Source organism: Streptomyces sp. NPDC047081 (assembly GCF_040643775.1).
Lineage (GTDB): Bacteria > Actinomycetota > Actinomycetes > Streptomycetales > Streptomycetaceae > Streptomyces.
In genome coordinates this window covers 621,824-639,932 of record NZ_JBEYUY010000001.1, presented here as the reverse complement: position 1 = coordinate 639,932, position 18,109 = coordinate 621,824, and the positions used below count along the sequence as shown (strand labels likewise).

The 18,109-nt window shown below is 70.4% G+C and carries 19 protein-coding genes; 11 read left to right on the top strand and 8 right to left on the bottom strand.

What is annotated here, in order from left to right:
• Positions 1-11: 11 nt before the first annotated feature.
• Entirely contained in the window at positions 12-488 is a 477-nt protein-coding gene (locus tag ABZ848_RS02920) for a GNAT family N-acetyltransferase (protein ID WP_360824177.1), read from the bottom strand.
• A gap of 78 nt (positions 489-566) precedes the next feature.
• On the opposite strand from ABZ848_RS02920, the gene ABZ848_RS02915 reads away from it, so the two are divergent.
• Positions 567-1,370: an exodeoxyribonuclease III gene (locus ABZ848_RS02915; RefSeq protein ID WP_360824174.1), complete on the top strand. Its 804-nt coding sequence runs from the start codon at positions 567-569 to the stop codon at positions 1,368-1,370.
• A 23-nt stretch (positions 1,371-1,393) separates the two neighbouring features.
• Here the strand turns inward: ABZ848_RS02915 and ABZ848_RS02910 are convergent, their stop codons facing one another.
• A complete protein-coding gene (locus tag ABZ848_RS02910) occupies positions 1,394-2,044 on the bottom strand; it encodes a MerR family transcriptional regulator (protein ID WP_360824171.1) in 651 nt (216 codons plus the stop codon).
• A 126-nt stretch (positions 2,045-2,170) separates the two neighbouring features.
• On the opposite strand from ABZ848_RS02910, the gene ABZ848_RS02905 reads away from it, so the two are divergent.
• From ABZ848_RS02905 to ABZ848_RS02890, 4 genes are all read left to right on the top strand, one after another.
• Positions 2,171-3,760: an NAD(P)/FAD-dependent oxidoreductase gene (locus ABZ848_RS02905; RefSeq protein ID WP_360824168.1), complete on the top strand. Its 1,590-nt coding sequence runs from the start codon at positions 2,171-2,173 to the stop codon at positions 3,758-3,760.
• A complete protein-coding gene (locus tag ABZ848_RS02900) occupies positions 3,757-4,773 on the top strand; it encodes an alpha/beta hydrolase (protein WP_360824165.1) in 1,017 nt (338 codons plus the stop codon). The genes ABZ848_RS02905 and ABZ848_RS02900 overlap by 4 nt, the downstream gene beginning before the upstream one ends.
• Positions 4,770-5,654 (top strand): SDR family oxidoreductase, encoded by an 885-nt coding sequence (locus tag ABZ848_RS02895; RefSeq protein WP_360824162.1) that lies wholly within the window; start codon positions 4,770-4,772, stop codon positions 5,652-5,654. The genes ABZ848_RS02900 and ABZ848_RS02895 overlap by 4 nt, the downstream gene beginning before the upstream one ends.
• Positions 5,655-5,740: 86 nt before the next feature.
• Positions 5,741-5,971: a hypothetical protein gene (locus ABZ848_RS02890; RefSeq protein ID WP_360824159.1), complete on the top strand. Its 231-nt coding sequence runs from the start codon at positions 5,741-5,743 to the stop codon at positions 5,969-5,971.
• Positions 5,972-6,116: 145 nt separating this feature from the next.
• On the opposite strand, the gene ABZ848_RS02885 is transcribed toward ABZ848_RS02890, so the two are convergent.
• Positions 6,117-9,359 (bottom strand): S41 family peptidase, encoded by a 3,243-nt coding sequence (locus tag ABZ848_RS02885; protein WP_360824156.1) that lies wholly within the window; start codon positions 9,357-9,359, stop codon positions 6,117-6,119.
• Between the two features lie 172 nt (positions 9,360-9,531).
• On the opposite strand from ABZ848_RS02885, the gene ABZ848_RS02880 reads away from it, so the two are divergent.
• The 4 genes from ABZ848_RS02880 to ABZ848_RS02865 all read left to right on the top strand — a co-directional run bounded on the left by ABZ848_RS02880 (position 9,532) and on the right by ABZ848_RS02865 (position 13,876).
• Positions 9,532-10,131, top strand: a complete 600-nt coding sequence (locus tag ABZ848_RS02880; protein WP_360824154.1) for a TetR/AcrR family transcriptional regulator — start codon at positions 9,532-9,534, stop codon at positions 10,129-10,131.
• A gap of 171 nt (positions 10,132-10,302) precedes the next feature.
• Positions 10,303-12,660: an MMPL family transporter gene (locus ABZ848_RS02875; RefSeq protein ID WP_360824151.1), complete on the top strand. Its 2,358-nt coding sequence runs from the start codon at positions 10,303-10,305 to the stop codon at positions 12,658-12,660.
• A 175-nt stretch (positions 12,661-12,835) separates the two neighbouring features.
• Complete coding sequence (locus ABZ848_RS02870; RefSeq protein WP_360824148.1) at positions 12,836-13,285, top strand: hypothetical protein; 450 nt, start codon at positions 12,836-12,838, stop codon at positions 13,283-13,285.
• Positions 13,286-13,324: 39 nt separating this feature from the next.
• On the top strand, positions 13,325-13,876 hold the full coding sequence (locus ABZ848_RS02865; RefSeq protein WP_360824145.1) for an isochorismatase family protein: 552 nt from the start codon (positions 13,325-13,327) through the stop codon (positions 13,874-13,876).
• Between the two features lie 4 nt (positions 13,877-13,880).
• On the opposite strand, the gene ABZ848_RS02860 is transcribed toward ABZ848_RS02865, so the two are convergent.
• Genes ABZ848_RS02860 through ABZ848_RS02850 form a run of 3 tightly spaced genes read right to left on the bottom strand, consistent with a single transcriptional unit; the run spans position 13,881 to position 14,830 of the window.
• A complete protein-coding gene (locus ABZ848_RS02860; RefSeq protein WP_360824142.1) occupies positions 13,881-14,144 on the bottom strand; it encodes a type II toxin-antitoxin system RelE/ParE family toxin in 264 nt (87 codons plus the stop codon).
• Entirely contained in the window at positions 14,137-14,403 is a 267-nt protein-coding gene (locus ABZ848_RS02855; RefSeq protein ID WP_360824139.1) for a type II toxin-antitoxin system Phd/YefM family antitoxin, read from the bottom strand. The genes ABZ848_RS02860 and ABZ848_RS02855 overlap by 8 nt, the downstream gene beginning before the upstream one ends.
• Entirely contained in the window at positions 14,372-14,830 is a 459-nt protein-coding gene (locus tag ABZ848_RS02850) for an ATP-binding protein (RefSeq protein WP_360824136.1), read from the bottom strand. Before ABZ848_RS02850 ends, ABZ848_RS02855 begins: the two co-directional genes overlap by 32 nt.
• Positions 14,831-14,965: 135 nt before the next feature.
• Between ABZ848_RS02850 and ABZ848_RS02845 the strand changes: the two genes are divergently transcribed.
• Together ABZ848_RS02845 and ABZ848_RS02840 are read left to right on the top strand one after the other, a co-directional pair.
• Entirely contained in the window at positions 14,966-15,811 is an 846-nt protein-coding gene (locus ABZ848_RS02845) for a helix-turn-helix transcriptional regulator (protein ID WP_360824133.1), read from the top strand.
• Entirely contained in the window at positions 15,808-15,996 is a 189-nt protein-coding gene (locus ABZ848_RS02840) for a DUF397 domain-containing protein (protein WP_360824131.1), read from the top strand. Before ABZ848_RS02845 ends, ABZ848_RS02840 begins: the two co-directional genes overlap by 4 nt.
• Here ABZ848_RS02840 and ABZ848_RS02835 read toward each other — a convergent pair.
• Positions 15,974-17,242 carry a salicylate synthase gene (locus tag ABZ848_RS02835; protein WP_360824128.1) on the bottom strand — a complete coding sequence of 423 codons (1,269 nt, stop codon included), beginning with the start codon at positions 17,240-17,242 and terminating at the stop codon, positions 15,974-15,976. The two genes, ABZ848_RS02840 and ABZ848_RS02835, sit on opposite strands and share 23 nt — an antisense overlap.
• Positions 17,239-18,045, bottom strand: coding sequence for a methyltransferase domain-containing protein (locus tag ABZ848_RS02830; protein WP_360824125.1), 807 nt, complete (start codon positions 18,043-18,045; stop codon positions 17,239-17,241). The genes ABZ848_RS02835 and ABZ848_RS02830 overlap by 4 nt, the downstream gene beginning before the upstream one ends.
• Positions 18,046-18,109 lie beyond the last annotated feature (64 nt).

Genomic DNA, 18,109 nt, shown 5'->3' with positions numbered 1-18,109 from the left:
GCCGGCAGCCCTCACAGCGCCTTCGCGAAGCATCTGCTCGACTCGTACTCGCGGTAGTACCCGAACTTCTCGCACGGTTCGTAGCCGCTGGACGTGTACAGGGCGATGGCCTCCGGCTGCTTGGTGCCGGTTTCCAGGACCATGCGTGCGCGGCCCGCCGAGCGTGCGTCCTCTTCCAGGGCGGCCAGGATGCGGCGGGCCAGCCCGCGGCCGCGCATCCCTTCCACCACGTACATGCGCTTGAGCTCGGCGTCGCCGTCGGCGTAGCCCTCGTCGTTGGCGTCCTGGGCGCGCCAGCCGCCGGTGGCGACGGGGCTGTCGTCCTCGTCGTACGCGATGAAGTACACGCCGTTCGGGGGATCGAAGTGCGACGGGTCCAGCGGGGTCGCGTCTCCGCCGTCGCCGTAGCGGACGTGGTATTCGGCCTGGACCTGGTCGTTCAGCTTCACGGCGTCAGGGTGGTCGAAGGAGACGCGGCGTATAATCATGCTGGTTACCGTACACCTATGCGGATATCGAGGGGGCGGGCAATCTGGCTCCGTCCAGTGTGCCGGTATCGTTCGCGCGTGCTCACTGTGACCACCGCCAATGTGAACGGACTGCGCGCCGCCGCGAAGAAGGGCTTCGTGGAGTGGCTCGCCGGGACCTCCGCCGATGTGCTCTGCCTGCAGGAGGTGCGCGCGGAGCCGCAGCAGCTGCCCGAACACGTCCGCACGCCCGACGGCTGGCACGTCGTCCACGCGCCGGCCGCCGCCAAGGGCCGCGCCGGCGTCTCCCTCTATACGCGCCGCGAGCCCGACCGTATCCAGGTCGGCTTCGGGTCGACGGAGTTCGACGTCAGCGGGCGCTACGTCGAGGCCGACCTGCCCGGTGTCACCGTCGCCTCCCTCTACCTCCCGTCCGGCGAGGTCGGAACCGAGCGCCAGGACGAGAAGGTCCGCTTCATGGGCGAGTTCCTCGCGTACCTCAAGGAACTGCGCGAGCGGTCCGCCGCCGACGGGCGCGAGGTCGTCGTCTGCGGCGACTGGAACATCGCCCACCAGCCCGCCGACCTCAGGAACTGGCGCGCCAACCAGAAGAACTCCGGCTTCCTGCCGGAGGAGCGGGAGTGGCTGGGGCAGGTCCTCGACGCGGAGAACGGGGGTTACGTCGATGTCGTACGGGCCCTGCACCCCGAGGTCGAGGGGCCGTACTCCTGGTGGTCGTACCGCGGACGCGCCTTCGACAACGACAGCGGCTGGCGCATCGACTACCACGTCGCAACGCCGGGTCTAGCCGCCAAGGCGATCAAGGGTCATGTGGAGCGCGCGGCCACGCACGCCGAGCGCTGGTCGGACCACGCGCCGGTCACGGTCGTGTACGACCTCTAGACCCACATCCGGGTCTACGGCCGTCAGCTGCCCTCGCTCCGCTTGCGCAGGCGGCGGTCCAGTGCGAGCGACAGTTCCGCCTCGACCACGCTGCGGGCCAGGGGGCGCAGGCGCTGCAGGTCGTCCTCGGTGGCGTGGCGGAGGACTACCTCGGCGAACATCTCCGCCAGGTCGTCCACGTGTTCCCGGACCTTCTTGCCGGCCTCCAGGACCTCGGCCAGGGGGATGCCCTCGCGGACCAGAGCGGCGGAGACGTCCAGCAGGCGGCGGCTGATGTGGACGATCTCGTCGCCGTCGGTGCCGAGGTAGCCGAGGTCGAGGGCGGCCGCGAGGTTCTCCGGGGTGACCTGGCCCTCGAAGCGGGCGGCGAGTTCCTCGGGGGTGAGGCGGACCGGCTCCTCCTCGGTGGGGGCGACGCCGAGGACGTCGGCGACGTCGCGGCCGTGGTCGAGGGCCTCGGCGAGTTCCGCGATGCCGGTGAGGGTGTGGCCGCGTTCCAGAAGCGCCGCGATCGTGCGCAGACGGGCCAGGTGGTGGTCGTCGTACCAGGCGATACGGCCCTCTCGGCGGGGCGGCGGGATCAGCTTGCGTTCGCGGTAGAAGCGCAGGGTGCGGACTGTGATGCCGGCCAGCCGGGCCAGTTCCTCCATGCGGTACTCACGCTTCTCCGTCACGGGCGCAGCCTATGTTGTACCGCCGGTAACTTTCCCTTCCCCGCCCCCTACCCATCGGTACGGAGCTGCTCTACAGTCCCATTGCGCCAGTGTTCACTGGCGGAGTCGCGCAGGAGAGGCATCGGCATGGCTGAGCGGGAGCATGTGCGGGTGGCGGTGATCGGGTCCGGGTTCGGCGGGCTCGGGGCCGCCGTGCGGCTGCGGCGGGAAGGGATCACCGACTTCGTCGTCCTCGAACGGGCCGACAGCGTGGGCGGCACCTGGCGCGACAACAGTTATCCCGGGTGCGCGTGCGACGTGCCCTCGCATCTGTACTCCTTCTCCTTCGCGCCCAACCCCGACTGGCCCCGCACCTTCTCCGGCCAGGAGCACATCCGTGCCTACCTGGAGCACGTGACGGACGTCTTCCGGCTGCGGCCCCACATCCGCTTCGATTCCGAGGTCAAGATGATGACCTGGGACGGCGAGAAGCTGCGGTGGGAGATCGAGACCAGCAGCGGGCGGCTGAGCGCCGACATCGTGGTGTCGGCCACCGGGCCGCTGTCCGACCCCAAGATCCCCGAGATTCCGGGGCTGGAGTCCTTCCCCGGGCAGGTCTTCCACTCCGCGCGCTGGGACCACGACTACGACCTGCGCGGCAAGCGGGTCGCGATGGTCGGGACGGGCGCGTCGGCCATCCAGATCGTGCCGGCCATCCAGCCGGAGGTCGGGCGGCTCACCGTCTTCCAGCGCACGCCCCCCTGGGTCATGCCCCGCGTCGACCGGGCCATCAGCGGTGCGGAGCGGGCGCTGCACCGGGCGCTGCCGTTCACCACGCAGGCGCGGCGCGGGCTGCTGTGGGGGATCCGGGAGCTGCAGGTCCAGGCGTTCACCAAGCGGCCCAACGAACTGGGCCTGGTCGAGCAGCTCGCCAAGCGGAACATGGCGCGGGCCATCAAGGACCCCGCCCTGCGGGCCAAGCTCACGCCCGACTACCGCATCGGCTGCAAGCGGATCCTGCTGAGCAGCACGTACTATCCGGCGCTCGCCCAGCCGAACGTCGACGTCGTCGCGAGCGGGGTGAGCGAGATCCGCGGGTCGACCGTCGTCGCCGCGGACGGGAGCGAGGCGGAGGTCGACGCCATCGTCTTCGGTACGGGGTTCCATGTCACCGACATGCCGATCGCGGACCGGGTGGTGGGGGCCGAGGGCAAGACCCTCGCGGAGGCCTGGAAGGGCGGGATGGAGGCGCTGCGGGGTGCTTCCGCCGCCGGGTTCCCGAACTGGATGACCATCATCGGGCCCAACACCGGGCTCGGGAACTCCTCGATGATCCTGATGATCGAGTCGCAGCTCAACTACATGGCGGACTACGTACGGCAGCTCGACGTCCTCGGGGGGCGTGCGGCGCTCGACGCGCGCCCCGGCGCGGTCGCCGCGTGGAACCGGCGTGTGCAGGAGCGCATGAAGCGGACCGTGTGGAACACCGGCGGCTGCACCAGCTGGTACCTCGACGCGAACGGCCGCAACACCACGATCTGGCCGGGCACGACGACGGAGTTCCGCAGCGCGACACGGCGGGTGGATCTCGCGGAGTACGAACTCATCCGGGGGTCGGGAGGGGCGAGTACGGCGGCCGAGGGACGCGGGCCGGTGGAGGAGGGCACGCGGGACGCTGCGGGCACCCCCGGCAACGCGGACGCGTCCGTCAACTCGCAGGCGGAGGTGGATGCGTGAGCCGGCTGATGCATGTCGCCTCCGGGCCCTACGCCCCGCCCACCCCCGCCCGCGAGCTCGTCGCCGTGTCCGCCGACGGTGCGCGGTTGCATGTCGAGGTGCACGGGCCCGAGGGGGCGCCCCCTGTCGTTCTCGCGCACGGGTGGACCTGTTCGACGGCCTTCTGGGCGGCGCAGATACGGGATCTGGCCGTGGACCACCGGGTCATCGCCTACGACCAGAGGGGGCACGGGCGCAGTCCCGCGAGCCCCGCTTGCACCACCCGTGCGCTGGCGGACGATCTCGAGGCGGTGCTCGGCGAGACGCTCGCGCCCGGGGAGCGTGCGGTGATCGTGGGGCACTCCATGGGCGGGATGACCGTCATGGCCGCGTCCACGCGCCCCCGGTTCCGTGAACACGCCGCCGCCGTACTGCTGTGCAGCACCGGCAGTTCACGGCTGGTCGCGGAGTCGCTCGTCCTGCCGTTCCGCGCCGGGGGCGTGCGCACCTGGCTGACGGCGCGCGTGCTGGGGTCGCGCGCCCCGCTCGGGCCGGTCACGCCCCTCGCGCGGCGGATTCTCAAGTACGCCACGATGGGCGCCGGTTCCGCCCCGCACATGGTGGAGGCGTGCGCGCGGATCGTGCACGCCTGTCCACGCGCCGTGCGCCACGCCTGGTCGGAGGTGCTGGCGGGGCTCGACCTCGACCACGGCGTACGGGAGTTGAAGGTGCCGACCGCGGTGATCGCGGGTACGGCGGACCGGCTCACGCCGCCCGTACACGCGCGGGCGCTGGCCGCCGCGCTGCCGAACTGCGTGGGCAGCACCGAGTTGCCGGGGCTCGGCCATATGACCCCGGTCGAGGCGCCGGAGCTGGTCAGCGGCCGGATCCGGGAACTCGTGACGACGTACGCGAGCACCGACACCGCCGACACCGCCGGCACCGCCGATATCGCCGATATCGCCGACGCGGCCAACCGCACCGGCATCGACCGGACCGCCGAGTCCGTCGAGACGCTCAAGGAGGGCGCATGAGCAAGGTCAGTCTCGAAGGACAGGTGGCCGTCGTCACGGGCGCCGCGCGCGGTGTCGGTGAGCTGCTCGCGCGGAAGCTGTCGGCGCGCGGCGCCAAGGTCGCGCTGGTCGGCCTCGAACCCGATGCCCTCAAGCAGGTCTCCGAGCGGCTGCACAGCGAAAGCGACCACTGGTACGCCGACGTGACCGACCACGAGGCGATGGCCCGGGTGGCGCGGGAGGTCAAGGAGCGGTTCGGGAAGGTCGACATCGTGGTCGCCAACGCCGGTGTCGCGACCGGCGGGCCCTTCGTCGACTCGGATCCCGAGGCCTGGCGGCGGGTGATCGAGGTCAATCTCATCGGCTCGGCGGTGACCGCACGGGCCTTCCTGCCGGTGCTGATGGAGAGCCGCGGGTACCTGCTGCAGATCGCCTCGCTGGCCGCGATCACACCGGCGCCGATGATGACCGCGTACTGCGCGTCCAAGTCCGGCGTGGAGGCGTACGCGCACAGTCTGCGCGCCGAGGTCGGCTACAAGGGCGTACGCGTCGGGGTCGGGTACCTGTCCTGGACCGACACCGACATGGTGCGCGGGGCCGACCAGGACGAGGTCATGCGGGAGCTGAGGCAGCGGCTGCCGTGGCCGTCCAACAAGACGTATCCGCTGGGTCCGGCGGTGGACCGGATCGTGGCCGGGATCGAGCGGCGGTCGAGCCATGTGTACGGGCAGTGGTGGCTGCGCGGGATGCAGGGGGTGCGCGGGTATCTGCCGGGGCTCATCGGGACCGTCGGGCAGCGGGAGATGAAGCGGTTCGGTACCCGGTTGGAGGGCATGCGGTCGGGGCTCGTCGGTGCAGGTGGGGCGGCCGACGAGGAGGCTCGCGCTACTCGCCGTAACTGATCGAAATGCGCGGTTTGTCCGGGCGTGTGAATCTGGTCGAGGTCCCGGCTCGGGACCGTTCCCCTCACTCACGGGAGTGAACCCACATGGGTATGAAGGACCAGTTCCAGGACAAGTCGGAGCAGTGGCAGGAGCAGGCCAAGCAGAAGGCCCAGCAGGCGCGTGAGCAGGGCCAGCAGCGCGGTCGGCAGAGCCAGGAGCCTGGCCGTGAGGGCCAGGAGCGCGGCCGGCAGGGCCAGGAGCGCATGCGTGACGAGGAGACGGAGCGGATGCAGCGCGAGGAGCAGGACCGCCTCGACCAGGACTACGACGCGTAGCCGCTGCGCTTGGCTTCGGCCGACTTGAGGTGGGGCACCCTGTGTTCTGGGGTGCCCCGCTTCTGTGCTGGTCGCGCCCACGCGGCGGAGCCGCACATCGATACAGCCCCGCGCCCCTAAAAGCAAAAGCACAAAGCGCGCGCCCTTACGGCGTTGTACGCGGCGGCAGCTTCGGGCGGGAGCGGTCCGGTACGTCCGAGTAAGTGGGGGGCGTTGCCGGGGGGTTGGTCTCCAGCAGGTCCAGGGCCAGTTTGATCGCGTCGTCCAGTTGGGCGTGGCGGCCCTCTGCCCAGTCCAGCGGTGTGCGGAGGATTTCCAGGTCCGGGGTCACGCCCTTGTTCTCCACGCCCCAGCCGTACGCGTCGAACCACGCCGCGTTCATCGGGACCGTGATCACCGTGCCGTCGCCCAGCTGGTGGCGGCCCGTCATGCCGACCACTCCGCCCCAGGTGCGCTGGCCGATCACCGGGCCGAGCTTCAGCAGCTTGAACGCCGCCGTGATCATGTCGCCGTCCGACGACGTCGCCTCGTCCGCCAGGGCGACCACCGGGCCGCGCGGGGCGTTGGAGGCGTACGACACCGGCTGGGCGTTGCGGGTGAGGTCCCAGCCGAGGATCGTGCGGGTCAGTTTCTCGATGACCAGTTCGCTGATGTTGCCGCCCGCGTTGCCGCGCACGTCCACGATCAGCGCGGGCCGCGAGACCTCCATCCGCAGGTCCCTGTTGAACTGGGCCCAGCCCGAGCCGCCCAGGTCGGGGATGTGCAGATAGCCGCAGCGACCGCCGCTCAACTCCCGTACCACCGCCCGGCGTTTGGCCACCCAGTCCTGGTAGCGCAGCGGGCGTTCGTCGAGCAGCGGGACCACCGCGACCCGGCGGGAGCGGCCCGCCTCGCCCTCCGCCGGGGTGAAGGTGAGTTCCACGGTCGTGCCGCCCGCGCCCGCCAACAGGGGATACGGGCCGGTCAGCGGGTCCACCGGGCGGCCGTCGACGTGCGTCAGCACCGCGCCCTCCCGGATGCCCGTACCGGCCAGCGGCGAACGGGCCTTGGAGTCCGAGGATTCGCCGGGCAGGATGCGCTTGACCACCCAACCCTCTTCCCTGCGCACGAAGTTGGCGCCCAGCAACCCCTGCCAGCGCTGGTAGTGCGGTGGGCCCTCGTTGCGGCGGGCGGCCGTCACATAGGCGTGCGACGTGCCCAGTTCGCCCAGCACCTCCCGCAGCAGGTCCGCGAACTCGTCCGGCGACGCCACCCGTTCGACCAGCGGGCGGTACTGGTCGAGGACCCCCTGCCAGTCGATGCCGCACATCCCCGGGTCCCAGAAGTAGGCCGGGATCAGCCGGCCCGCCTCCTCGTACGCCTGGCGCCACTCGGCGGCCGGGTCGACCTCGTGCAGGATGCGGCGCAGGTCGATCCACACCGTCGTATCGCCGTCTCCCGATTCGGACGACGGGACGGCCCGCAGGTCGCCCTCGTCGACCACCACCAGGCGGGTGCCGTCGCCGCTGACCGCGAACCAGTCGAGGTGGTCGACGAGTTCGGACTTCTTGGCTTTGCTGATGTTGAAGTACTCGAGGGTCGGGCGGCCGCTGGTGTCGTCCGGGTTGGCGAAGGTCTCGCCGAGGGCGCCCGAGATCGGCCAGCGCAGCCAGACCAGGCCGCCGCCCGCGACCGGGTACAGCGCCGAGTACTTGGAGGCCGGGACCGGGAAGGGTGTGACCCGGTTCTCCAGGCCCTCGACCTCGACGGTCACCGCTCCGTCGCCCTCGTCCTCGTCGACGGGGTCCAGTCCGCCGGCCGCCGGACGGCCCTCGGGGGTCAGCGCGAAGGGGGAGGGGGTGGCCGAGGAGAGGGGGACCAGGTACGGGCGGCAGCCGAGCGGGAAGGACAGGTCGCCGGTGTGGACGTCGTACACCGGGTCGAAGCCGCGCCAGGAGAGGAAGGCCAGATAGCGGCCGTCGCGCGTGAAGACCGGGTTCTCGTCCTCGAAGCGGCCGTTCGTCACGTCGACGATCAGGCGGTCGCCGCCACCCTTCGGGGAGATACGGGCCATCTTGATCTGGCGGAGAGAGCGGCCGATGCCGGGATGGGACCACGTCAGCCACGCGCCGTCCGGCGAGAACGCCAGGTCCCGTACCGGCCCGTTGATCGAGTGGATCAGCTCGGTGACCTCACCGTTCGAGTCCTCGGTCGCGTCGATCAGCAGCAGCCGCCCGTCGTGCGCGGCGATCGCGAGCCGCTCGCCCTGCGGATCGGAGACCAGCTCCAGGACCCGGCCCACCTCGCCGGAGGCCAGCCGGCGGGGCTCGCGGTCGCCGGTCGCGCGGGGCAGGTAGGCGATCTCGACCGCGTCCTCGCCCTCCGCGTCCGTCACGTACGCGACCTGGCCGCTCGAGCCCAGCATCTCCGGGAGCCGGACCCGTACCCCCGGAGTGTCGGTGATCGTGCGGGCCGGGCCGTCGCGGTGGGTCAGCCAGTACAGGCTGCCGCGTACGACGACGGCGCTCGCGCGGCCCGTCTCGTCCACCGAGATGCCGTCCACGTGCTGGGCGGCCGGCACCTGGTAGGGGCGCCGTCCCGCGCGCGGACCGCTCAGCCGGATGTCCAGTTTGCGGGGTTCGGCGGCGAGGTCGTCGACGATCCACAGGTCGCCCGCGCACTGGTACACCACCCGGGTGCCGTCGCTGGAGGCGTGCCGGGCGTAGAAGGCGTCGTGGTCGGTGTGGCGGCGCAGGTCGGAGCCGTCGTACGCGCAGGAGTAGAGGTTGCCGATGCCCTCGTGGTCGGAGAGGAAGGCGATCCGGCCGCCGACGAACATGGGGGAGTGCAGATGCCCGTCGAGGTCGGCCAGCAGCCGCTCGCCGTGCAGCCAGAGCCGGCCCGTGGCACCGCCCCGGTAGCGCTTCCAGGCGGCCGGCTCGTGGGGCGGGGTGCCGGTCAGCAGCAGCGTGCGGCGCTCGCCGTCGATCTCCGCGACCTGGATGTCGGAGACCGGCCCCCAGGGGAGTTTGCGGCCGGGAGCGCCGTCGGGGGAGACCTTGTAGGCCCAGGTGAAGTACGAGAACGGCTCGCCGTGGGAGGCGACCGCGAGGATCGTGCCCTGGGGCGTCCAGCCGCAGACCTGGGTGTCCGGTGAGCCCCAGTAACTGAGCTGTCTGCCCGGACCGCCCTCCACCGGCACGACGTAGATCTCCGGAACGAGACTGCGCCAGCTCGTGTACGCGATCGTCGTCCCGTCGGGCGAGAAGCGGGGGTGGCCCGTCTTCGTACGGTCCACCGTGAGGCGCCAGGCGCGGCCCGGGCCGTCGAGGGGGGCCAGCCAGAGGTCGTCCTCGGCCACGAAGCACAACAGGTCACCGTTGAGGTGGGGCAGGCGCAGATAGGTCACCTCCCCATGCTTTTCCGGGGGATGGACCGGAGCAACTTGTGAAAATTCCCCTGACTTGGCTGTCGCGTGACTGAGGACACGTACGAAACGGTTTCGTTTCTCAAGGGCTTGCGCTACATTCGACACGTACGAAGACGAAACCGTGTCGTACGGAGTGGGAAGGGTGAGTGTCATGACTGAGGTCGCAACGGCGCGTCGCAGTCGGATCACGCCCGAGCGTGAGGCCGAGTTGTACGGTGCCGTGCTCGACCTGCTCCGGGAAGTCGGCTACGACGCCCTCACCATGGACGCCGTGGCGGCCCGCACCAAGTCCAGCAAGGCCACGCTCTACCGCCAGTGGGGCGGCAAGGCCGAGCTCGTCGCGAAGGCGGTACGGAGCAACAAGCCGGGTGGCATGGGGCTCGCCGACATCGACACCGGGTCGCTGAGGGGTGATCTGCACGCCCTCACGATGCGTTCGGACGACTGCGAGATGGAGCAGAACTCCGCGCTGATGCGGGGTCTGGCCATGGCCGTGCACAGCAATCCGGAGCTCCTGAAAGCGTTCAAGGAGTTCCTGATCGAGCCGGAGCTGGCGGAGTTCCGCCGGGTGCTCCAGCGGGCGGTCGACCGGGGCGAGGTCCGTGCGGACAACCCGGCGATCGGCTACATGATGCACATGATGCTCGGCGGGTTCGCCGCCCGCACGATGATCGACGAGCTGCCGCCGACGCAGGCCTTCCTCACTTCGTACATCGACGCCGTGGTGCTCCCCGCACTCGGCGCCGAGTAGGTCTCCCCACTCCCCGAAGTACATCTCCGGAGTACTGCTCCGAAGTACTTCTCCCGAGTACCTCTCCACCTGACGTCACCGCTCAAGTCGTCGGGACGATCACCCCTGCCTCCCCGCCGGGCTGATCACCCCTGCCCGTCAACACCACGACCTGACCGGGAGTACGCCTTCGTGGCCACGTTCCTCTACAGACTCGGCCGGTTCGCCTTCAGGCGACGCCACTTCGTCGCCCTCTTCTGGGTGGCCCTGCTGACCCTCGCGGGGGTCGCGGCGGCCAGTGCGCCCGCCGCCGGCTCCACCTCCTTCTCGATACCCGGCACGGAGGCCCAGAAGGCCTTCGACCTGCTCGACCAGCGCTTCCCCGGCTCCAGCTCCGACGGCGCCACCGCGCGCGTCGTCTTCAAGGCCCCGGCCGGCGAGAAGATGACCGACGCCGGCAACAAGGCGACCGTCGAGAAGACGGTGAAGGAGCTGGCCGACGGCTCCGAGGTCACCTCCGTCGCCGACCCCTTCACGTCGAACGCCGTCAGCAAGGACGGCACGGTCGCCTACGCGTCCGTCCGCTACGAGGTCTCCGGCATGGAGCTCAAGGACGCCTCGCGGGAGGCCCTGGAGGCGGCCGGGCACGACGCGCAGAAGGCCGGGCTGACCGTCGAGATCGGCGGTGACGCGCTCCAGTCGGGCGCCGAACCGGGCGCGGCCGGCGAGGTCGTCGGCCTCGCGATCGCCGCGGTCGTCCTCGTCATCACCCTGGGCTCGCTGGTCGCGGCGGGGCTTCCGCTGCTGACCGCGATCATCGGCGTCGGCATCGGCGTCTCCACCATCACCACCCTCGCGAAGACGCTCGACCTCGGCGATACGACGTCCACGCTCGCGCTGATGATCGGCCTCGCGGTCGGCATCGACTACGCGCTGTTCATCGTCTCGCGGTATCGGGGCGAGCTGGCGGAGGGGCGCAGCCGTGAGGAGGCGGTGGGCCGGGCGACCGGTACGGCCGGTTCGGCGGTGGTCTTCGCGGGCCTCACGGTCGTGATCGCGCTGGCGGGGCTGTCCGTCGTCGGCGTCCCGATGCTGACGAAGATGGGGCTCGCGGCGGCCGGGACGGTCCTGGTGGCCGTCCTCATCGCGCTGACCATGATTCCGGCGATGCTGGGATATGCGGGGCGGCGGGTCAGGGCGGCCGGGGAGAAGAAGCGGGGGAAGGGCGCGAGGGCCGGGGCGGGTGCGGGTGCGGCTTCTGTAGCGGCCGCTGCTTCCTTGGCGGGCGTCACTCCTGCAGCGGGCGCGGCCTCTGGAGCCGGCGGCGCTTCTGGCGAAGGCTCGGCTTCTGGAGGGGGCGCCACATCTGGCGCGGGCCTCGCCAGGCCCGGGCTCGCCACCCGCTGGGCCAGTTTCGTCACCCGGCGTCCCGCCGCCGTGCTGCTGCTCGGTGTCGTCGGCCTCGGCACGATCGCCGTACCGGCCACGCAGCTGGAACTCGGCCTGCCCGACGACGGCTCGCAGCCCACGTCGACCACTCAGCGCCGCGCCTACGACCTGCTCTCCGACGGCTTCGGCCCGGGCTTCAACGGCCCCCTGATGATCGTGGTCGACGCGAAGAACAGCGACGACCCCAAGGCCGCCGCAGCCAAGGTCGGCGACGACATCAAGGGTCTCAAGGACGTCGCCACGGTCACCCCGGCGATGTTCAACAAGGCCGGCGACACCGCGACGATCACCGTGATCCCGTCCTCCAAGCCGTCCTCCGTGCAGACGGAGGACCTGGTGCACGCGATCCGGGACAAGGGCGTCGAGGTGAAGGCCGACACGGACGCGAAGGTCCTGGTCACCGGCACCACCGCGATGAACATCGACTTCTCGCAGAAGCTCAACGACGCGCTCATCCCGTACCTGGGCCTGGTGGTCGGTCTCGCCTTCCTCCTCCTGATCGCGGTCTTCCGCTCCATCCTGGTCCCGCTGAAGGCGGCCCTCGGCTTCCTGCTCAGCGTGCTCGCCGCGCTCGGCGCCGTCGTCGCGGTCTTCCAGTGGGGCTGGCTCGGCGGACTGCTGGGCGTGGAGCAGACCGGCCCGATCATGTCGATGATGCCGATCTTCATGGTCGGCGTGGTCTTCGGCCTGGCGATGGACTACGAGGTGTTCCTCGTGACACGGATGCGGGAGGCGTACGTCCACGGGGAGACCCCCGGCCAGGCGATCGTGACCGGGTTCCGGCACAGCGCCCGGGTCGTGGCCGCCGCCGCGGTCATCATGATGGCCGTCTTCGGAGGCTTCATCACCTCCAGCGAGTCCATGATCAAGATGATCGGCTTCGGCCTCGCGATCGCGGTCTTCTTCGACGCGTTCGTCGTACGGATGGCGATCGTCCCGGCGGTACTGGCGCTGCTCGGACGGCGTGCCTGGTGGCTGCCGAAGTGGCTGGACCGCGCCCTGCCGAACGTGGACGTCGAGGGCGAGGGCCTGAAGGACATGGCCGACGGCGGCCCGAGGGACACGGACGCCGACGAGGACCGGGAGCTGGTACGGGCCTGACGCCCCCTGCCCGTGCATCTCCCCGGCGGCCTTCCGAACCGCGGCATGGTGTAGTCCGCTACACCATGGGTTCGGGAGGCCGCTCCCTCGTTGTGGCGGGCGCCGGACGGGATCGTAGAGGACAGATCGAAGAGATCCGAAATCACCGAATCCCCCTGGTCAGGAAGGCCGTCCCATGTCCCGCGCCCGCGCCGCCCGCTCGCCCTTCGCCGCCGTCAAGAAGTTCGTCGCCGACCTGCTGCTGTGGAGCTTCTTCGTCGCTGGCCTCGGTATGAGCGCCGGTGGCGCCGGGGTCTTCTTCGACGGCACGGCCAAGACCGCCGCCACCATCGCCGGAGGCGTCGTCGCGCTGATCGCCGGCTCCCGCATCACGAAGAAGCCGAAGATCAAGGCGTTCCTGGGCCGCCCCGGCACCCTGTGGTTCCTGTTCCTCTTCAACGGCGCCACCGCCGCGGCCCTGTACTTCAGCATGGACGGCGCGAAGGGCATCATCGGCGCGGCCTGCATGGGCCTGGTGTCGCTGGGCGCCGCGGGCGGTCTGGTCGCTGGGCGCCGGGCTCGCCGGGAGGCGGCTCAGGCGGCGGCCGCTCCGCAGGCGCCGGTTTCGCAGGGACCCTGGGCCTGACCCACAGCCGCTGTCAGTGGCTGCGGCTAGCTTGAAGTCATGACCACGCTTCCGGAACGACCCAAGACCGCCCTGCTGGTGATCGACGTCCAGCGGGGCGTCGTGGCGTCCGCACACGAACGGGACGCCGTCGTAGCGAACATCGCCACGCTCGTCGACAAGGCCCGCGCGCAGGAGGTCCCGGTCGTCTGGGTCCAGCACTCCGACGAAGGCCTGGTGAAGGGGAGCGACGACTGGCATTACGTCCCCGAACTGCCCCACCGCGCCTCGGAACCCGTCGTCCACAAGAACTACGGCGACTCCTTCGAGGCGACGGACCTGGAGACGATCCTCGCGGCCGCCGGTGTCGGCCACCTCGTGGTGACGGGCGCGGAGACCGACGCGTGCATACGCTCCACGATCCACGGCGCCTTCACCCGGGGTTACGACGTCACCCTGGTCGCCGACGCGCACACGACGAACGACAACAGCGAGTGGGGAGCACCGACGCCGGACCAGGTCATCGCGCACACGAACCTGTACTGGCGGTACCACTCGGCGCCGGGGCGGAGGGCGGCGGTGACGGAGGCGGAGGACGTGGAGTTCTCCTGAGCCGTCAGGTGTCGTACACCGTGGAGCGGTGGCCGATGTGAACGACCCAGACCACCAGTTCTCCGTTGTCGATCGTGTAGATGACGCGGTAGTCCCCGACGCGGAGTCGGCGTCGGTCGGGCTGTGAGACAAGTGCGGTGGTGTTGAAGCCGGTCGGGTCGGTCTCGAGTTCCGTGAGCTTGACCAGGATACGGAGCGCCATGTCCCGCGGGATCTTTCGCAGCTCTGCCTGAGCCTCCGGCCGGAAGACGGTGCGGTACTTACTCACTGCGCTCCAGCGTCTCCCTCATGACATCCTCGATCGGGATCCCGGCCGCCGGATTCGCCATGCGTTCGTCGATGATCCGGTTGATCTCGCGCTCTTCCCATTCCTGGTACTTGCGCAGGACCTCGATCGAGACGACCGCGGCGACCTGCTTGCCCCGGCGAGTGATGACCGTGGGCGTGTCATCGCGGTCGGCTCGCTCGACCACCTCCGCCAGGTGGGCGCGCACGTCACGGATGGACTCTATGGGCATCTGACTCATGGACCAAGGGTACATGTTGACGCATGTGTACACCTAGGCCCACTTCTGCCCACACCGTCTTCCGCGGATACGGCCCCGTCGCCACGCCCCACCGGTGCGCGAGCGCCTCCACCAGCAGCAGGCCCCGGCCCGACTCGGTGTCGGGGGCGCCTTGCGGGAGCTTGGGCATGTGGTCGCCTCTCGTGTCCGTCACCTCGATACGGAGGGTGTTGCCGACGACGTACAGAGTCAGGCGGAAGTCCCTGCCCGGGACGCGGCCGTGCGTCGCCGCGTTCGCCGCCAGCTCCGCCACGATGTGCTCCGCCGGGTCCAACGGGAGCCCCCAGGTGCGGAGTTGGTCCGCGGTGAGGAGGCGGGCCAGGCGGGCGCCCAGGGGGGTGGGGGAGAGGAGGACCGTGAAGTTGCGGATGGCGGTTTCTTGATTCATGTCACTCAGCGTGGCCGGTTCTGCCTACCGTGGGTGTTCACGGGGCGTGTGTGTTCGGTGACTGTCCGGCGTTTGTCTCGGGTTGTCTCGGCTGTCCGCGGTGCCGCTCGGGTACGGGGCGCGTTGGAGGTGGTTATGAACGAGGGTGTGGACGAGGCCGGTTGGGATGTGGAACCGGGCGATGAGATCGAGCCGATCGTGCAGGCCGTCGGACACCTGCTGAAGGTGTGCCGCGAGGGGGCGGGCATGGGGACGGCCGACTTCGCCGAGATCATGGGCTACGGCGAGGACATGATCCGCAAGATGGAGCGGGGGCAGCGGATTCCCAGGCCGGAGTTCCTGGACAGGGCGGACACGGTGCTGAAGGCGCAGGGGCATCTGAGGGCCTTCATGGAGGACATGCGGAAGGCCCGATACCCGAAGAAGATCCGAGAGCTGGCGGATTTGGAGGCGCGGGCGGTTGAGCTCCTCATGTACGGCAACCACAACATTCACGGCTTGCTGCAGACGCCGGAGTACGCGACGGCGCTGTTCGAGATGACGCAGCCTCCGCTCTCCCCGCAGGTGATCGAGCGGGAGGTGGCCGCACGTATGGCTCGCAAGTCCATCTTCGAGCGGGACCCCGCTCCTGCACTCAGCTTCGTCATGGAGCAGGTGACGCTGGAGCGCCCCTACGGCGGGGATGACGTGCTGCGTCGACAGCTCGAACACCTGCTGGAGATGGGGCAGTTGAGGAGCGTGACGATTCAGGTCATGCCGACCCGGCGCCGGGAGCATGCCGGCACCCAGGGGCTGATCCAGATGCTGAAGTTCGCCGACGGCTCGGCAATTGGACGCTCCGACGGAGCATTCAATGGGCGCCCGGTATCAAGTCCCCGAGATCTTCGTATCCTTGAACTGCGATACGGGATGATTCGGGCCCAGGCTCTCCCGCCGGGAGAGTCGTCGGCCTTTATCGAGGAAGTGCTGGGGAGACTATGAGCGCCACCGAACTCCACTGGTTCAAGAGCAGCTACAGCGACAGCGGCGAACCCGGAGAGTGCGTCGAGGTGGCCACCACCCCCACCACCATCCACATCCGCGACTCCAAGACCCCCGACACCCCCCACCTCACCGTCACCCCCACCACTTGGACCGCCTTCCTCACCGGCGTCCCCACACGCTGACGCTGCGCAGCTTCTCGCACGTTTCCTCGTGCTCCCGCTCCGGGCGTGACTGGCGTACCACCCCCGCCCCCGCCTGGAGCCAGCACTCGCCCTCGCGTTCGTACACCGTGCGCAGCACGAGCGCCGCGTCCAGTGCGCCGGAGGCGTCGCAGGTCAGAACCGCCCCTGAATACATGCCCCTTGGGCGGCCTTCCAGCGCGCGGATCAGAGGGTAGGCCGGAGCCTTCGGGATGCCCGTCGCCGTCACCGACGGGAACATCGCCGCGAAGGCGTGCCAGGGGCCGAGGTCGGGGCGGAGGCGGCCCGTGACGCGGGACGCCAAGTGCTGGACCGTGCCGCGTTGTTCGACCGTCATGTATTCGCTGACGTACGTGTCGTCGCAGACCGTGGACATCTCGTCCAGGGCAAGGCGTACCGACACCGCGTGCTCGTGGATCTCCTTCGGGTCGCTGAGCAGGTCCGCGCGCAGGCGGGCGTCCTCCGCCGCCGAACCCGTACGCGCGCGCGTGCCTGCCAGGGGGTGCGTACGGACATGGCCGTCGGCCGACACCTCCACCACCGTCTCCGGGCTGAACCCCGCCGCCCGGATCCCGCCAAGGTTCAGGAGGAACGAGCGCGCCGGAGTGTTGGCGCGGCGGCCCAGCGCGTACGTCGTCACGAGGTCGACCGAGTCCGGGACGGGCACCCGGCGCGACAGGATGACCTTCTCCAGCGGGCCGGGGCCGTTCAGTTCCAACAGGGCCGCCGAGACCGCGGCGCGGTAGTTGCCCGTGTCGGCGAGGGGGAGGTCGAGCGGGGGCGACACCGAGACGCCCGTCTCCGTCGCCGGGGTGTCGATCAGGGCCACGATGCGGTCCAGGCGGGCCGGGTTTACGCAGCGGACCAGCACGTCGTCGCCGTATACGCGGATCTCGTCGGCCGGGACGATCAGGTGGAGGAGGTCGCCGTCGGTCTCGGGGGCGAGGCCCGCCAGTGCCGGGCCCAGTTCGAACGCCGCCCAGCCGTACGCCCGCCAGCCCGCGACCGGCATCGTCGCGAACCGCTCCTCGACCTCGCCGAGGTCGCGGGCGTCGGGGCCCAGGCGGACCGAGGCGAGCGCGCCGCCCGCGAGGGACCAGGCGCCGTCGCGCTCGTAGACGACGTACGGGTCGAAGAGGCCGCTGCGGACGAGCCGGACGATGAGGGTGAGGGGGTCCTCGGTGCGGGGGAGGCGGGTCTCGCGGTAGCGCAGGTGTGTGGTCGTCATCGGGTCACCGCTTTCCGGATCGGGCGCCGGCCCGTCACGCTGATCAGCGGGAGCGAGTTCACCGTGAACGCCGGGTCCGCCAACAGGGCGTGGTAGCGGGACAGTTCGTCGTCCGTGATGCCCTCCGCGCGGAGTCCGTCGGCGACCTGGCGGGCGTTCGCCTGGTGCAGGCCCACTCCCGTGCCGCCGCCCGTCCAGGATTCGGCGTACGTCGTCGCGGTCAGGTCTCTCAGGCCCGCGTCGGCCATCGCGCCGAAGACGTTGCGGCCCCACATGCCGTCCGCGCCCCGCTTCTCCAACTGGGCCATCAGGGCCGCCTGGACGCGCTCGTAGAGGGCGGCCGAGGCGGGGTCGGGGGCGGTCAGCACCGGCTGCCAGGTGCAGTCGAACTCCTCCAGGACCAGCAGGCCGCCGGGGCGCAGCGCCGCGACCAGGCGGTCCAGGACGTCGAGGCGCTCGGGGAGGTGGAGGAGGACCAGGCGGGCGTGGACGAGGTCGTAGCCGTCCGCGGGGAGCGGCTCCTGGACGATGTCGTGGCGCAGGACGCGGACGTGCGGCGGGCGGTCGCGGGTCGTCCAGCGGGGGTCCAGGTCGGTGATGGTGACCTCGCCGCCGGGGCCCACCCGCTCGCCGAGCCAGTCGCCCAGGGAGCCGCCGCCCCCGCCGACTTCGAGGCATCTCCAGCCCGGCGCCAGGCCGGTCCGGGCCAACTGGCGGCGGGAGAAGGGGTCGTAGCACGCTTCGAGGGCCTGGAAACGGTTCTCGGTCTGGATGCCGGTGTTGTCGAAGAGGTAGCGCGTCATGGTGACCATTGTCACGGCGCGTCACAGCGCAGTCACAGGTGGTGAGGGGTGCATGGGTAACTCG

What these genes read in the sequence shown, in the direction of transcription:
- ABZ848_RS02920 (WP_360824177.1), bottom strand. Translation starts at nt 488, where the DNA reads ATGATTATACGCCGCGTCTCCTTCGACCACCCTGACGCCGTGAAGCTG.
- ABZ848_RS02905 (WP_360824168.1), top strand. Translation starts at nt 2,171, where the DNA reads ATGGCTGAGCGGGAGCATGTGCGGGTGGCGGTGATCGGGTCCGGGTTC.
- ABZ848_RS02895 (WP_360824162.1), top strand. Translation starts at nt 4,770, where the DNA reads ATGAGCAAGGTCAGTCTCGAAGGACAGGTGGCCGTCGTCACGGGCGCC.
- ABZ848_RS02890 (WP_360824159.1), top strand. Translation starts at nt 5,741, where the DNA reads ATGGGTATGAAGGACCAGTTCCAGGACAAGTCGGAGCAGTGGCAGGAG.
- ABZ848_RS02880 (WP_360824154.1), top strand. Translation starts at nt 9,532, where the DNA reads ATGACTGAGGTCGCAACGGCGCGTCGCAGTCGGATCACGCCCGAGCGT.
- ABZ848_RS02870 (WP_360824148.1), top strand. Translation starts at nt 12,836, where the DNA reads ATGTCCCGCGCCCGCGCCGCCCGCTCGCCCTTCGCCGCCGTCAAGAAG.
- ABZ848_RS02865 (WP_360824145.1), top strand. Translation starts at nt 13,325, where the DNA reads ATGACCACGCTTCCGGAACGACCCAAGACCGCCCTGCTGGTGATCGAC.
- ABZ848_RS02855 (WP_360824139.1), bottom strand. Translation starts at nt 14,403, where the DNA reads ATGAGTCAGATGCCCATAGAGTCCATCCGTGACGTGCGCGCCCACCTG.
- ABZ848_RS02850 (WP_360824136.1), bottom strand. Translation starts at nt 14,830, where the DNA reads ATGAATCAAGAAACCGCCATCCGCAACTTCACGGTCCTCCTCTCCCCC.
- ABZ848_RS02845 (WP_360824133.1), top strand. Translation starts at nt 14,966, where the DNA reads ATGAACGAGGGTGTGGACGAGGCCGGTTGGGATGTGGAACCGGGCGAT.
- ABZ848_RS02840 (WP_360824131.1), top strand. Translation starts at nt 15,808, where the DNA reads ATGAGCGCCACCGAACTCCACTGGTTCAAGAGCAGCTACAGCGACAGC.
- ABZ848_RS02835 (WP_360824128.1), bottom strand. Translation starts at nt 17,242, where the DNA reads ATGACGACCACACACCTGCGCTACCGCGAGACCCGCCTCCCCCGCACC.
- ABZ848_RS02830 (WP_360824125.1), bottom strand. Translation starts at nt 18,045, where the DNA reads ATGACGCGCTACCTCTTCGACAACACCGGCATCCAGACCGAGAACCGT.